Here is a 14,532-nt window from a genome sequence, read left to right on the forward strand (position 1 = left end):
CTCACTTCAAGGTCCGCAGTGTCGAAAGGGCGGATTCGGCGCCCTTGGTCGCGTTCTGGCACATCTCGTCCTGGGTGAACGCCTTGGACGTGTACGGCAGGAACTGCACGTGCAGTTGCTGCCCGTCCGCGACGTCGAGGGTGACCGAGCAGTCGAACGACGAAGTCCCCTTCAGGAACACCTGCGAGGCGTCGTAGCCGGCGACCGTCTTGGGAGCCACGTCGAGGTTGCTCGGCCCGTCCCAGAAGTCGATGCCCTCATTGGACACCAGGGTGATGTTGTAGCCGGCGGATTTCGAACCGTTGATCGTGTACGCGCACGAGGGTGAATCCGTGCCCTTCACGACGTCCGCGGTCTCGTTCTTGAACTCGTCGATCTTGAGATCCGACTTCTGCGTGTCCGTGAGCAGCTTGCACGGGTCCACGCCGTCGAGCTTGAGCTCTTTCGGACGTGTCGACGGAGCCTTCGAGGTCGTCGTGGGATCGGACGACCCGGTGCCAGGGGACGCGGTGGGGGTGCCACCGGTCGTTCCGGGCGTGCAGGCTGCCACCGCGACGAGCGCGAACAGTGCCGCGACCACCCCTTTAGTCAGCCGCACGTGCCGACCCCATCGCCGCCTTGACCTCTTCCTCGGTGTGGCCGTACTGCACGGCGGTCGCGCGGAGCTGGGTCACCAGCCCTTCCAGGCTGGTCATGTACTCCATGATCCGCTGCGCGTACGAACCCTCGCTGTCGACCAACCGGTCGTTCCAGGCTGCCGCGATGTCGGAGTTCACGTCGTCCGCGTTCTCCAACCGGACCTTCAGGTCACGGGACGCGTCGCGGTACGAGCGCCTCAAGCTCTCCAACTGGTTCTCGATGACGTGACCGGCCTGGAGGACCGTTTCCTTCGTCACCGCGAATTTCTGTCCCGCGGCCGGCGAGTTGGCCATCGTGTCGTTCAGGCGCTTCTCCGCCGCGAACACCTCGCCGACCGCACGCCCGATGGCCCCACCCACGCCGGCGACGGCTCCCAGTAGGCCGTTCTCCTCTGCCACGACGCCCATCCCCCGTACGGTCGGTAACGGATTGGTCCCGGTCCGCAGGCTACCAACGACCGCGTGAACCGGGTCTGAGGTTGGACGAAAGCGAGGGCGGACAGGTTCCGCCCTCGCTCGGATGTCGTAAGAACGGGTGGCGTGGATCACCACCGATGGGTGACGCTAGGGGACCTCGATCTCACCGTTCGCCGCGCGCAGCGCGATGTCCGTGCGGTGGTGGGAGCCGGTCAGGTGAACGGATTCCACGCGGCGGTACGCCTCCGCGCGGGCCTCGGCCAGGGACGCGCCCGTGCCCACGACGGACAGCACGCGGCCGCCCGTAGAGACCACGGCTCCGTCTTCACGGCGGCGCGTGCCGGCGTGCAGGACGCCCTCGGCGTCACCGCCCGTGATCACGTCGCCGGTTCGCGGCCGGCCCGGGTAGCCCTCGGCGGCGACGACCACGGTCACCGCGTAGCCGTCCGCCCAGTCCAGCGGCTCGACCGAGGCCAGGGACCCCTGCGCCGCCGCCAGGAACAGCCCGGCCAACGGCGTGCGCAGCAGGGCCACGACGGCCTGCGTCTCCGGGTCGCCGAACCGGCAGTTGAACTCGATGACCTGCGGGCCGTCGGACGTCAGCGCCAGCCCCGCGTACAGCAGCCCGCTGAACGGCGTGCCGCGCGCGGCCAGCTCGTCCACCACCGGCTGCACGCACGTGGACACGATGGTCGACACCAGCTCGTCGGACGCCCAGGGCAGCGGCGAGTACGCGCCCATGCCGCCGGTGTTCGGGCCGGAGTCGTTGTCGCCGACGCGCTTGAAGTCCTGCGCGGGCAGCAGCGGCACCACGGTGGAGCCGTCGACCAGGCAGAACAGCGACACCTCGGGCCCGTCGAGGAACGACTCCAGCAGCACCGGGTGGCCGTGGTCGAGCAACGTCATCGCGTGCGCCCGCGCCACCGCCCGGTCGGAGGTGACCACGACGCCCTTGCCGGCGGCGAGCCCGTCGTCCTTCACCACCCAGCGCGGCCCGAAGTGGGTCAGCGCGGCGTCGAGGCGGGCCGGGTTGTCGACCACCTCGGAGGTCGCCGTGGGCACGCCGGCGGCGGCCATCACGTCCTTGGCGAACGCCTTGGAGCCTTCGATCCGGGCCGCCGCGGCGGACGGGCCGAAGCAGGGGATCCCGGCGGCGCGGACGGCGTCGGCCGCGCCCGCCACCAGGGGCTGTTCCGGCCCGACCACGACGAGGTCGGCGTTCCACTCCTTGGCCAGCGCGGTGACCGCGTCCGGGTCGCCCGGGTCGACCCCGTAGATCTCCGCCAAGCCCGCGATCCCGGCGTTGCCGGGTGCGCAGGCGAGCGCGATCACCGAAGGGTCCCGCGACAACGCGAGGGAAAGGGCATGTTCACGGGCGCCAGACCCGATGACCAGGACACGCACGGTGCGGAAGCCTAGATGACCCGACCGGTCAACCGCCGAACGCGTCCAGTGAACCGGCGTGCAAGGGCACCGGATCGGTCAAGGGGGCCTTCTCCTTGACGATGTCCCGCGCGGCCGGGTGGATCTTCTCCAGCTCGGCCTTCTTGTCGAACAGCAGCCGGGTCACGGCGCACGCGTCGGCGTCGGGGAAGTCGGCCCGCACCAGCAGCACGTTGGGCACGACCACGGTGGGCACGTCGGCGGCCTGGCCGTAGGCGGCGGCGGGGATGGTGCCCTTGTCGTAGACCGGGTTGACCTCCTTCAGCTTGGGCAGCAGCGGCGTGATGTCGATGAACTTGACCTGGTCCTTCAACGACGTGGTGAGGTCGGTGATCTGCGCCGTGGGCAGCCCACCGGACCACACCAGCCCGTCGAGGCTGCCGTCCTTCATCCCGTCGGCGGTCTTGGCGAGGTCGAGCCGCTGGGCCTCGACGTCCTGGGCGGGGTCGAGCCCGGCGGCGGTGAGCAACCGGTTGGCGATCACCTCGGTGCCGGACTTGGGCGACCCGGTGGAGATCCGCTTGCCCTTCATGTCGGCGATCGAGTTGATGCCGCTGGACGCGCGCACCAGGACCTGCGTGTAGTTCGGGTAGAGGCGGGTGAGCGCCTGCACCTTCTGCGGCTTGCCGTCGAACGCGCCCTTGCCGTTGACGGCGTCGGCGGCGGTGTCGGCGAGCGAGAACGCCAGGTCGTAGTCCCCGGCAACGAGCTGCTGGACGTTCTGCACGGACGCGCCGGTCTCGGCGGCCGTGGCCTTGAGCTTGGTGTTGTCACTGATCAACTTCGCCAGCCCACCCCCGATGACGTAGTACACGCCGCCGGAGTTGCCGGTGGCGATGGTGACCCGCCCTTCGGACGCCTCACAAGCCGCGCCACCCGACGCGCTCTCGTCGGCCGCGCGCTTACCGCCGCACCCGGCCGCCACCAGAGCGACCGCGAGGACGGCGACAGGGACCTTCCAGCTACGCATCTCGTTCCCTTCCCCGTACGAGGACCTTCGGCAAAAGCAGGTGCACACCGACCGCAGCCAGCAAAAAACCCACCCCCACAACCACAGACCAGCCCTGAAGAAACAGCAGAAGAATCGCCGCAGGCAGACAGAGCAACCGTTCCGGCCACCGCGCAGGCCCGAACATCCACCCCCCGGTGAGAACGGCCAACGCCGCCACCCCTACCACGGAAACGCCAAACGCCCACAGCACATCACCCACGGACGCCCGCAACAACAACCCGGCGCCGCTATCGGTCAACACAAATGCAAGTGGCACCAGGAATGCCGGCAACGTGTACTTCCACGTACGCCACATGGTCTTCATGACATCGCCACCGGTGATCGCCGCAGCAGCCACTGCGGCCAGCGCGGTAGGCGGCGTCACCTCGGACAGCACGGCGTAGTAGAAGATGAACATCGCGGCCTCTTCACGAGCCACCCCCAGCTCGATCAACGCAGGCCCGATCACCACCCACGAAATGATGAAGGAAGCCGTAACCGGAACCGCCAAGCCCAACACGCTGACCGCAACAGCCGCCAACACGACCGTGACGAAAAGAACAACAGCGGGATCCGACGAAGCAAACCCGGCGACCTCGACCAAGGCAGAGGCCAACTCCTGCCCCAACCCGGTCTTGGTGATGGTCGAGGTGATGACCCCCGCCGCCGCACAGACAGCGATCACCGGCAACGCACTGCGCACCCCGAGCGCCAACGAGTCCACCATCGCCCGCGCCCATCCGCGAACGTCCCCCCGCCGCGCCACCAACGCGAAAACCGCAGCCACTCCGGTCGCGTAGACCACGGCCGAATACACCGGAATGTCCAACGCCAGAAAAACCACGATCACCGCAAGCGACAAGAAGTGGTACCCACCCCGCCGGAGCAACACCCAAGGCCCCGGCACGTCGACCTCGACCGGTTTGGCCCCGAACCGACGAGCGTCGACCTCCACCGCCAGCGCGATGCCCAGGTAGTACAAGAGAGTGGGCAGGATCGCCCAGGCCAACACCTGCAGGTAAGAAGTCTCCAGGTACTCCGCGATGATGAACGCCGCCGCCCCCAGCGTCGGCGGCGACAAGATCGCCCCGATCCCCGAAGCCGCCAGCAACCCACCGGCGTTCTCCTTCGGGTACCCGGCCTTCTTCAACATCGGCCAGGTGACGGCACCCAGAGAAACGGTAGTAGCCGTACCCGACCCGGAAACAGTCCCCAACAAGAACCCGGCCGTAGCCGCCGTACGCCCAGGAGCAGTACGCGACTTCCGGAACGCCGAAAAGCTGATATCGACGAAGAACGCCCCCGCTCCCGAAGCGTTCAACACCGACCCGTAGATCGTGAAAAGCACGATATAGGTGGCTGCCACGTCCAACGGCGTCCCGTAGAACCCGGTGGCATCGTTGTAGAACCCATTGATGATCTGCCCAAAATCCACCCCCGCGTGCGAAATCGCCCAGGACGGCGGCAGATACCCCCCATAATAAGCAAACGCGATGAACCCGATGCACACCACCGGCAACACCCACCCGGTAGTACGCCGACAGGCTTCCAGAACCAACAGCAACAACACGGACCCGGCCACCACGTCCAGATCCGTCAACTGCCCCTGACGGTCCAAAAACGCATCAAACCCGCCAAACAACGGATAAGCGCCGACCACAAACGCCAAACCCGCCAAGACCCAATCGACGACATGCGGATCGTTCCCGCCGCGCCACCCCCGATAACACAAAAAGACCAGCGGCAGCGTGACCGCGAGAAAAATAACGAGATAGTACTGACCCCCCTTCGCGAAGGGCCAAAAAACTTGCTTGAGCACCAGCAACGCCACCCCGAGCGTCGCCGCCCAAACACCTGACTCCCACTGCCGGGACAACACCCGGGACGGTCGCTCCTCGTCGTACTCGGCAATCAACTCGGAAACATCAGCCTGCGGTTTGGTCGACACGCGCACCCCTTCGTGCCGCGCGGAAAACCCGATAACCGGAAGCTACTTGTGCCACCCACCACAGCAATAGCCCCACCGTCTAAAGGGACTGTAAAGACCACAACAAGGTCAAACTCCACTCTCAACGGCGACCCCCCTCAGGCCGACCCGCCCCACGCCCTCAGAGTCGTGTTCTCCCCGTATGGCCTGCCCGCAGGGCAACCGCGCTTGGTCAGGGAGTGCAAGCACGCTCTTCGCTTGCGCTCCCTGACCAAGGGTGGTGGTCTTTGACAGGCCATACGGGGAGAACACGACGGTCGCTCTTCTCCCCCGGAGGCCTGCCCAGCGGCGAGCGTCGCCCTAAAACCGCAGCTCAAAGCCTTACCGGCCGACTCACGGCCGGCCTCCGGCCCCCAACACCATCATCCCACGCCCCACCGACAATCAACGCTCCCGCGCCACCACCAGCCTCACAGCAACCCCACGCAGCAACCCCTCGCAGCAGCCCCTCACAGCAGCCCTCCTCCACAGCAATCCCTCGCTGTAGCCCTCCGCAGTCCGCACAGCAGCCCCCTCACCCCCACAGCGGCCTCCGGCAGCCGGCTAACCCCGTCACACCACGCGGCGGTCCTCGTAGCACCAGCGCCAGTCCTCGCCCGGTTCGAACGAGCGCATCACCGGGTGGCCCTCGGCGTGGAAGTGCGCCGTGGCGTGTCGACGGGGGCTGGAGTCGCAGCAGGCCACGTGGCCGCAGACGAGGCACATCCGCAGGTGGGCCCAGTTGTGTTCATCCGCAGCCAGGCAGTCCGTGCAGCCCTCTGCCGTGGACGGCGAGACCGACTCTGGCAACGTGGCGACGTGAGGACAGGTCATACCCGCCATCATCACGCAAGATTGCCGCATGCACGGTCCGGAACTGCTCCTGCTCCTGCTCGTCACCGCGGTCGCCCGGCGCTTGTCCGCGCCCGCTCCGCTGGTCCTGGTGGCCACCGGCCTGGCCGTGTCCTTCATCCCCGGCCTGCCGACCTTCGAACTCGAACCCGAGCTGATCCTGGTGCTCGTCCTGCCGCCGCTGCTCTACTCCGCTGCCCTGGACAGCTCGTACCACAACATCCGCGCCAACATGCGGCCGATCGGGCTGCTCGCGGTGGGGCTGGTCATCGCCACGACCGCCGGGGTCGGCTGGGTCGCGCACCTCGCCCTGCCCTCGCTGTCCCTGCCCGCCGCGCTCGTGCTCGGCGCGGTCGTCGCGCCGCCGGACGCCGTCGCGGCCGTGGCGATCGGTCGCCGGCTCAACCTCCCGCGCCGCACGATGACGCTGCTCACCGGCGAGAGCCTGATCAACGACGCCACCGCGCTCACCGTCTACAAGGTGGCCATCGCCGCCGCACTCGGCACCACCGCCACCTGGCTGGACGGCACCCGCACGTTCGTGATCAGCGCCGGTGGCGGCGTCCTGGTGGGCCTGGTGATCGGCCTCGGCGTGTGCAAGATCCGGGCGCACCTGCACGACGGCGTGATGGAGAGCTCGCTGGGGATGCTGGTCCCGTTCGGCGCGTACCTGTTCGCCGAGGAACTCGGCGCGTCCGGCGTGCTCGCCGTGGTCGTCGCGGGCCTCTACATCGGCCACCAGGCACCGAAGAGCTCCTACTACACCCGACTCCAGGACACCGCGGTCTGGCGCTCGGTGGACGTCCTGCTGGAGTCCTTCGTGTTCGCGCTGATCGGCCTCCAGCTCAAGACCATCGTCCTGGACGTCGAGATCACCTCGGCCCTGGTCGGCGGCGCAGCGGCCGTGCTGGTCGCGACGATCGCCGTCCGCTTCGTCTGGATGTACCCGGCCGCCTACCTGCCCCGCTTCCTGTCCAAGCGGATCCGCGCCCGCGAGAGGGCACCGGGTTGGCGCGGGGTCACCGTGCTGTCCTGGGCCGGGATGCGCGGCGTGGTCTCGCTGGCCGCCGCGAGCGCGCTCCCGCTCGACCTGCCCGGCCGGGACGTGATCGTGTTCTGCGCGTTCGTGACCACCGTCGGCACGCTCCTGCTCCAGGGTCTCACCCTGCCGTGGGTGATCCGCAAGCTCGGCTTCCACGGCGACGAGGAGCAGGCCGACGCGCTCGCCGAGGCCCAGGTGCAGCACGCCGCCGCGCAAGCCGCCGTGGACCGCTTGGACGAGCTGACCGGCGAGGGCGACCAGACCCCCTACCACATCGTGGAGCGGCTGCGGATCATGGCCGAGCACCGCGGCAACGCGGCGTGGGAACGCCTGGGCCGCCAGGAGGACGAGAGCCCCGCCGCCTCCTACCGCCGACTGCGCCGCACCATGCTCGACGCCGAGCGCCAGGTCTTCATCGAAGCCCGCGACAGCGGCCGGATCGACGACGAGGTGCTGTTCCGCGTGCTCCGCGAACTCGACCTCGAAGAAGCCGCCATCGCTCGCGAGTAGCCAGCCACCCTCCCACCACACGACCCACCCACGACCCGCCCACACCGTCACCCACCCACCACCCCACAACACCCACACCCACACCCCACGCGTTCACGATGACGTGGTTTGCACTTCACCCTGACGTGACGAGGGCGTCGCGGTGCGCAACAAGGCTCCGCGGGTCTGGTTCGCGGAACAGGGAGGTCGGCGATGGTGCGCACGAGGATCGTCTGGGCTGCGCTCGCGGCGCTCGCGGTGGCAGGGGCGGTGACCTTGCCCTCGGCGTCGGCGCACGAGGACAGCGCGGCGGGCGTGCACCGCCCCAAGGGCCCGACCGTCATCGGCCACCGGGGCGCGTCGGGCTACCGGCCCGAGCACACCCTGGGCGCCTACGAGCTGGCGGCGCGGATGGGCGCGGACTACGTCGAGCCCGATCTGGTGTCCACAAAGGACGGCCAGCTGGTCGCCCGGCACGAGAACGAGATCGGTGGCACCACCGACGTCTCGGCCAAGCCCGAGTTCGCGGGCCGCAAGACCACCAAGGTGATCGACGGCGCGTCGATCACCGGCTGGTTCACCGAGGACTTCACGCTCGCCGAGCTGAAGACCCTGCGCGCCACCGAGCGCATCCCGGACGTCCGGCCGCGCAACACCCTCTACAACGGCCGCTACGAGATCCCCACGCTCCAGGAGGTGGTCGACCTCTCCCGCCGGCTCTCCCGCGAGCTCGGCCGGGACATCGGCATCTACCCGGAGACCAAGCACCCCACCTACTTCCAGGAGATCGAGCTCCCGCTGGAGCAGAAGCTGGTGGACGTGCTCAACCGCAACGGGCTCAACCGGCCGGGCGCGAAGGTCTACGTGCAGTCCTTCGAGGTGGCCAACCTCAAGGCGCTCAAGAAGAAGCTCCGCGTCCCGCTGGTGCAGCTGGTCAACTCCTCCGGCGCGCCGTACGACTTCGTCAAGGCCGGCGACAAGCGCACCTACCGCGACCTCGTCACGCCGGCCGGCCTGCGCGAGATCCGCACCTACGCCTCGGGCATCGGCGCGGCCAAGGACCTGATCATCCCGCGCAACGCCCAGGGCTCCCTGCTCGCGCCCACCACCCTGGTGAAGGACGCGCACGTGCGTGGCCTGATCGTGCACTCCTGGACGTTCCGCAACGAGAACGCCTTCCTGCCCGCCGACCTCCGCTCCTCCACCGACCCGGCCGCGTACGGCCGGGCCTTCGAGGAGTACGCCAAGTTCTACGCGACCGGCCTCGACGGCGTCTTCGCCGACAACCCCGACACCGCCGTCGAAGCGCGCTCGTCCCGCTGAGAAGCACACCGCTCAACGCAACGCCTATCGCGCTGGACGCAACGCCGACCACCGCTCAACTGGTCGGCGTGAGCACGACCTCCCTCGGCGCGGCCTCCTCCACCCGGAGCAGGCCGCGCCGGGCCAGTTCCGGCCGCACGCCCTCCCCGAACCAGTACGCCTCCTCCAGGTGCGGGTACCCGGACAGCACGAACTCGTCGACGCCCAGCGCGTGGTACTCCTCGATCAGGTCCGCCACCTCCGCGTGGCTGCCGACCAGCGCCGTCCCCGCGCCGCCGCGCACCAAGCCGATGCCGGCCCACAGCCCGGGGTGGATCTCCAGCCCGCGCACGCCCTTCGACAGGTCACCGCCGTGCAGCGCGACCATCCGCTGCTGCCCCACGGACTGGCTGGCCCGCAACTGCTCCTGCGCCCGCTGCACCTGCACGGGGTCCAACGCCTCCAACAACTTCTCCGCCTCACGCCACGCCTCCGCCGACGTGTCGCGCGAGATGGTGTGCAGCCGGATCCCGAACCGGATCGGCCGGTCGCCCGCCAGCGCCCGCACCCGGCCGATCTTCTCGGCCACCGACGCCGGCGGTTCGCCCCACGTCAGGTACACGTCGGCCCGCCGGGCCGCGACCGGCAGCGCCGCCTCCGACGACCCGCCGAAGTAGATCGGCGGCACCGGGTCCGGCGGCACCGACAGCGTCGCGCCGACCACCTGGAAGTGCTCGCCGGCGAAGTCGACCGGCTGCCCGGACCACACCGCCCGCACGACGTGCAGGAACTCGTCGGTCCGCGCGTACCGCTGGTCGTGGTCCAGCCAGTCGCCGAACCGCTGCTGCTCGACCGCGTCGCCGCCGGTCACCACGTTGAGCAGCAGCCGCCCGCGCGAGATCCGCTGGTAGGTGGCGGCCATCTGGGCGGCCAGCGTGGGCGAGATCGCCCCCGGCCGGAACGCCACCAGGAACTTCAGCCGGGCCGTGCGCGAGATCAGCGCCGCGGTCGCCAGCCAGGCGTCCTCGCACCACGTCCCGGTCGGCGTCAGCACGCCCTCGAACCCGTTGCGCTCGGCCGCGACCGCGACCTGCTCCAGGTAGTCGATGTCGGGGTCGCGCAGCGCGGGCCCGCCCAGGGAGCGGTTCGCGTGGAAGCGCTCCACGACCGTCCGCCCGTCGCCCGAGGTGGGCAGGAACCAGTGCAGCACCACGCTCATGACAGCTCTCCTTGGAATCGACCGTCCACGAACTTCCGGAAATCGACCTTGCCCGGCAGCGTCCCGTCCGCCGTGAACGCGTCGGCCAGCCCCTGCTCGGACGCGATCACCGCGTCGTCCAGCTTCACCGGCAGGTCCGCGCCCCGGTTCACGGCGGCGCGCGCGACCTCGGGCTTCAGCCCGGTTTCGGCCGCCCACGCCTTCGCCCACTCCTCGCGGTGCTCGTCGGCCCACCGCTGGGCCTTGCCGATCCGCTTGAGGAACTCCTTGATCGCGGCACTCTTCCCCTCGTCGTCCAACGCCGCCCTGCCGGCCACCTGGAACGTGTACCCGTTGGCCGTCGCCACACCTCCAGCCACACCTCCAGCCACCCCACCAGCTACATCACCAGCCACAGACCCAGCTCCACCCACCGACCCGGCACCGTCCGCCAGCACCCGCGCCGAAGCCTCCAACAACGCCTGCGACGTATAGGGGTCCCAGACCGCCCATGCGTCGACCCGCTTCTGCTGGAACGCCGCGTACGCGTCCGACGGCTGGAGGAAGTTCAGCGTCACGTCCTTGGTCGTCAACCCGGCCGCACCCAACGTCGTGAGCACCTGCCCGTGCGCCGAACTGCCCTTCGACACCGCGATGTTCCTGCCCCGCAGGTCTTTCACGTCCTTGAGCGGCGAGTCCTCCGGCACCAGGATCGCGTCGCTCTCGACGTTCCCCTTGGCGGAGTAGACGATCGCGATCTTGGCGTTGGCCGCCGCGGCGAAGATCGGCGGCGTGTTGCCGACCCCGCCGATGTCGATCGCGCCCGCCGAGGCCGCCTCCAGCAACGGCGGCCCGGAGGTGAACGTGGACCACTCGATCTCGTGCGGGAAGTCGGCCAGCAACCCCGCCGCCGTCAACAACGTCTTGGAGTTGCCCTTCTGGTCCCCCACCTTCAAGACCACCCCACCCGAGCCCGAGCCCGACCCACCGCCCGACCCACAACCAGCCGCAGTCACAACCACAGCCACAGCCAGCAAGAACGCCGGCCCCACCACCGACCCGCTACGCGGCTTCGACATCGTCCACCCCCAAGTCCGCCAGCACTTCCGCCCGAAGGTCCACAAAGGACGCGCGCCGGCGCGGCCGGGGCAGTCCCACCCGGTGCTCCGCGACGATCCGCCCCGATTCCAGCACCACGACCCGGTCGGCCAGCAGCAGCGCCTCGTCCACGTCGTGCGTCACGAACAGCACCGACGGCCGGTGCTCGCGCCAGAGCTGCTCCACCAGCCGGTGCATCGCCAGCCGGGTCAACGCGTCCAGCGCGCCGAACGGCTCATCCAGCAGCAGCAGGTCCGGTTCGCGGACCAGCGCCCGCGCCAGCGACACCCGTTGCGCCTCGCCGCCGGACAGCGTCAACGGCCACGCGTCGGCGTGCGCTTCGAGCCGCACCTCGGCCAGCGCCTTCGCCGCCACCGCGCGGCCGTCGACCGCGCGCCCGTCGACGTCCCGCAGGCCCAGCACGATGTTGCGCCAGACCCGCCGCCACGGCAGCAGCCGGGGCTGCTGGAACGCCACCGAGACCCGTTGCGGCACCGTGACCGAGCCCTCGACCTCCGCGTCCAGCCCGGCCAGGATCCGCAGCAGGGTCGACTTGCCACAGCCGGACCGGCCGAGCAGGGCCACGAACTCGCCAGCGCCGACCTCCAGGTCCAGCCCGTCGAGGACCCGGCGGGACCCGAACTCCTTGACCAGGCCCCGGATGCTCACCTCGCCCGCCACCGCAGCACCCTCCTCTCCAAGCCGCGCACCAGGGCGTCCGTGGTCAGGCCGAGCAGCGCGTACACCACCAGGCCCACGACGACGACGTCCGTGCGCAGGAACTCCCGGGCGTTGTTGATCAGGAAGCCGATGCCCGCGTCCGCGTTGACCTGCTCGCCCACGATCAGCGACAGCCACGCGGTGCCGAGCGAGATCCGCAGTCCCACCAGGGTTTGCGGCACCGCGGACGGCAGCACGACGTGCACGACCCGTTCGAACCGCGAGAAGCCCAGCACCCGTGCGGCTTCCAGCAGCGCCGGGTCGGTCTGCCGGATGCCCGCGTGCAGGTTCAGGTAGAGCGGAAACGCCACGCCCGCCGCGACCAGCGCCAGCTTGGGCTCCTCGCCGATGCCGAACCAGAGGATGAACAGCGGGATCAACCCGAGGTGCGGCAACGTGCGCAGCATCTGCACCGGCGGGTCGACCAGCCGGTCGCCCCACCGGGACAGCCCGGCCGCGAGGCCGAGCGCGCCGCCGAGCAGCGCGCCGAGGACGAAGCCGACCGCGACCCGGCCGAGCGACACCAGGAACGCGTCGACCAGCGAGCCGTCCAGCACCAGCGCGTACCCGGACCCGAGGACGGTCAGCGGTGAAGCGAGCTTGTCCGGCGGCAGCACGCCGGTGCCGCTCGCCGCCTGCCACAGCAGGACCAGGCCCAGCGGGCTGATCCAGCGGGCCAGGTCGGGCCACTTCCGGTTGTTCTTGGCGGGTGTGCGCGAAGCAGTGCCGGATTCTGGGCGCGCGACAACACCCGCGGTGGAAATCGACACGATTTCTCCCGTGGGACACCGAAGAACGAGCAGGGAAGGAGAGTTCGTCAGCGCGCGCGACAGATCGCGCTCGCCTGCCGCCGGAGATCGACGTGCAGGCGGGTCACCAGGAATGCCCGCCCACTCATGCCGCCGAGTTTTCGGCGCGGCCCCTCGGATGTCAACGGGCGGACAGCCCCGTCCCGGATCGTGAAAGTGCCTCCGCACCCGACTACATCGGGACCGGAGGCACTTTTGTCAGAACAGGCCGACCGAACAAGCCGATCAGACAGCGCTACGCCAGCATGTCGTGGCGCACGATCGTCTGGTCACGCCCGGGACCCACGCCGATGGCGGAGATCCGCGCGCCGGAGATGGACTCCAGGTGCTCCACGTACGACCGGGCGTTCGCCGGCAGCTCCTCGAACGTCCGACAGTGGCTGATGTCCTCGAACCAGCCGGGCAGCTCCTCGTACACCGGCACGGCGTGGTGCACGTCGGTCTGCGTCATCGGCATCTCGTCCACGCGCTCGCCGTCGATCGTGTAGCCCACGCAGACCGGGACCTTCTCCAGGCCGGACAGCACGTCCAGCTTGGTCAGGAAGTAGTCGGTGATGCCGTTGACCCGCGACGCGTACCGCGCGATCACCGCGTCGAACCAGCCGGTGCGCCGCGAGCGCCCGGTGGTGACGCCGAACTCGCCGCCGGTCTTGCGCAGGTGCTCGCCCATCTCGTCGTTGAGCTCGGTCGGGAACGGACCGGAGCCGACGCGGGTGGTGTAGGCCTTGAGGATGCCGATCACGGTGGTGATCCGGGTCGGCCCGATGCCCGAGCCCGCGCTCGCGCCGCCCGAGGTCGGGTTGGACGAGGTGACGAACGGGTAGGTGCCGTGGTCGACGTCGAGCAGGGTGCCCTGCGAGCCTTCCAGCAGCACGGTCTCGCCGTTCTCCAGCGCCTGGTTGAGCAGCAGCCGGGTGTCGGCGATCCGCGAGGAGAACTTCTCGCCGTGCTCCAGCACGCTGTCCACGACCTGCTCGGGGTCCAGCGCCTTGCGGTTGTAGACCTTGACCAGCACCTGGTTCTTGAAGTCCAGGGCGGCTTCCACCTTCTGCCGCAGGATCTTCTCGTCCAGCACGTCCTGGGCGCGCACGCCGACGCGGGCGATCTTGTCCTGGTAGCACGGGCCGATGCCGCGGCCGGTGGTGCCGATCTTGGCCTTGCCCAGGTACCGCTCGGTCACCTTATCGATGGCCACGTGGTAGGGCATGATCAAGTGCGCGTCGGCGGAGATGAGCAGGCGGGAGGTGTCCACGCCCTGCTCCTCCAAGCCGGCCAGCTCGTCGAGCAGCACGCCGGGGTCGACCACGACGCCGTTGCCGATCACGCTGGTCACGCCGGGCGTGAGGATGCCGGAGGGGATGAGGTGCAGGGCGAACTTCTGGCCGTCGGGCAGCACGACCGTGTGCCCGGCGTTGTTGCCACCCTGGTAGCGGACCACCCACTGGACGCGCTCACCGAGCAGGTCGGTGGCCTTGCCCTTGCCCTCGTCGCCCCACTGGGCGCCGATCAGCACTACGGCCGGCATGTGAAACTCCAAGCGGTTCGACGGGGTAAGAGCGGAGCCTAC

The 14,532-nt window shown here is 69.4% G+C and carries 14 protein-coding genes; 2 read left to right on the forward strand and 12 right to left on the reverse strand.

The genetic code is table 11. The features are described 5' to 3' along the window. Position 1 precedes the first annotated feature (1 nt). The 6 genes from BN6_RS40125 to BN6_RS40150 form a co-directional block, all read right to left on the reverse strand. Positions 2-598: a DUF3558 domain-containing protein gene (locus BN6_RS40125; RefSeq protein WP_015105605.1), complete on the reverse strand. Its 597-nt coding sequence runs from the start codon at positions 596-598 to the stop codon at positions 2-4. Further along, on the reverse strand, positions 585-1,046 hold the full coding sequence (locus tag BN6_RS40130; RefSeq protein WP_041315681.1) for a hypothetical protein: 462 nt from the start codon (positions 1,044-1,046) through the stop codon (positions 585-587). Before BN6_RS40130 ends, BN6_RS40125 begins: the two co-directional genes overlap by 14 nt. A 156-nt stretch (positions 1,047-1,202) precedes the next feature. Continuing rightward, positions 1,203-2,459: a phosphoribosylamine--glycine ligase gene (gene purD, locus BN6_RS40135; protein ID WP_015105607.1), complete on the reverse strand. Its 1,257-nt coding sequence runs from the start codon at positions 2,457-2,459 to the stop codon at positions 1,203-1,205. A 28-nt stretch (positions 2,460-2,487) separates the two neighbouring features. After that, complete coding sequence (locus BN6_RS40140; RefSeq protein ID WP_015105608.1) at positions 2,488-3,468, reverse strand: TAXI family TRAP transporter solute-binding subunit; 981 nt, start codon at positions 3,466-3,468, stop codon at positions 2,488-2,490. Further along, on the reverse strand, positions 3,461-5,437 hold the full coding sequence (locus BN6_RS40145; RefSeq protein ID WP_015105609.1) for a TRAP transporter permease: 1,977 nt from the start codon (positions 5,435-5,437) through the stop codon (positions 3,461-3,463). The genes BN6_RS40140 and BN6_RS40145 overlap by 8 nt, the downstream gene beginning before the upstream one ends. 591 nt (positions 5,438-6,028) lie before the next feature. Then, a complete protein-coding gene (locus tag BN6_RS40150; protein ID WP_015105610.1) occupies positions 6,029-6,289 on the reverse strand; it encodes a UBP-type zinc finger domain-containing protein in 261 nt (86 codons plus the stop codon). Between the two features lie 28 nt (positions 6,290-6,317). On the opposite strand from BN6_RS40150, the gene BN6_RS40155 reads away from it, so the two are divergent. Together BN6_RS40155 and BN6_RS40160 are read left to right on the forward strand one after the other, a co-directional pair. Further along, positions 6,318-7,859, forward strand: a complete 1,542-nt coding sequence (locus BN6_RS40155) for a Na+/H+ antiporter (protein ID WP_015105611.1) — start codon at positions 6,318-6,320, stop codon at positions 7,857-7,859. A gap of 192 nt (positions 7,860-8,051) precedes the next feature. Then, positions 8,052-9,161: a glycerophosphodiester phosphodiesterase gene (locus BN6_RS40160; protein WP_015105612.1), complete on the forward strand. Its 1,110-nt coding sequence runs from the start codon at positions 8,052-8,054 to the stop codon at positions 9,159-9,161. A gap of 55 nt (positions 9,162-9,216) precedes the next feature. Here the strand turns inward: BN6_RS40160 and BN6_RS40165 are convergent, their stop codons facing one another. The 6 genes from BN6_RS40165 to BN6_RS40185 form a co-directional block, all read right to left on the reverse strand. Continuing rightward, entirely contained in the window at positions 9,217-10,359 is a 1,143-nt protein-coding gene (locus BN6_RS40165; RefSeq protein WP_015105613.1) for an LLM class flavin-dependent oxidoreductase, read from the reverse strand. Continuing rightward, positions 10,356-11,288 (reverse strand): ABC transporter substrate-binding protein, encoded by a 933-nt coding sequence (locus BN6_RS40170; protein WP_331712619.1) that lies wholly within the window; start codon positions 11,286-11,288, stop codon positions 10,356-10,358. Before BN6_RS40170 ends, BN6_RS40165 begins: the two co-directional genes overlap by 4 nt. A 112-nt stretch (positions 11,289-11,400) precedes the next feature. After that, a complete protein-coding gene (locus BN6_RS40175) occupies positions 11,401-12,117 on the reverse strand; it encodes an ABC transporter ATP-binding protein (RefSeq protein ID WP_015105615.1) in 717 nt (238 codons plus the stop codon). After that, positions 12,102-12,926, reverse strand: coding sequence for an ABC transporter permease (locus tag BN6_RS40180; protein ID WP_015105616.1), 825 nt, complete (start codon positions 12,924-12,926; stop codon positions 12,102-12,104). The genes BN6_RS40175 and BN6_RS40180 overlap by 16 nt, the downstream gene beginning before the upstream one ends. A gap of 47 nt (positions 12,927-12,973) precedes the next feature. Continuing rightward, entirely contained in the window at positions 12,974-13,054 is an 81-nt protein-coding gene (locus BN6_RS50355; RefSeq protein ID WP_148303519.1) for a putative leader peptide, read from the reverse strand. 146 nt (positions 13,055-13,200) lie between these two features. After that, on the reverse strand, positions 13,201-14,490 hold the full coding sequence (locus BN6_RS40185; RefSeq protein WP_015105617.1) for an adenylosuccinate synthase: 1,290 nt from the start codon (positions 14,488-14,490) through the stop codon (positions 13,201-13,203). Between the last annotated feature and the right edge of the window lie 42 nt (positions 14,491-14,532).

The organism is Saccharothrix espanaensis DSM 44229 (assembly GCF_000328705.1).
GTDB classification, from domain to species: Bacteria; Actinomycetota; Actinomycetes; order Mycobacteriales; family Pseudonocardiaceae; genus Actinosynnema; species Actinosynnema espanaense.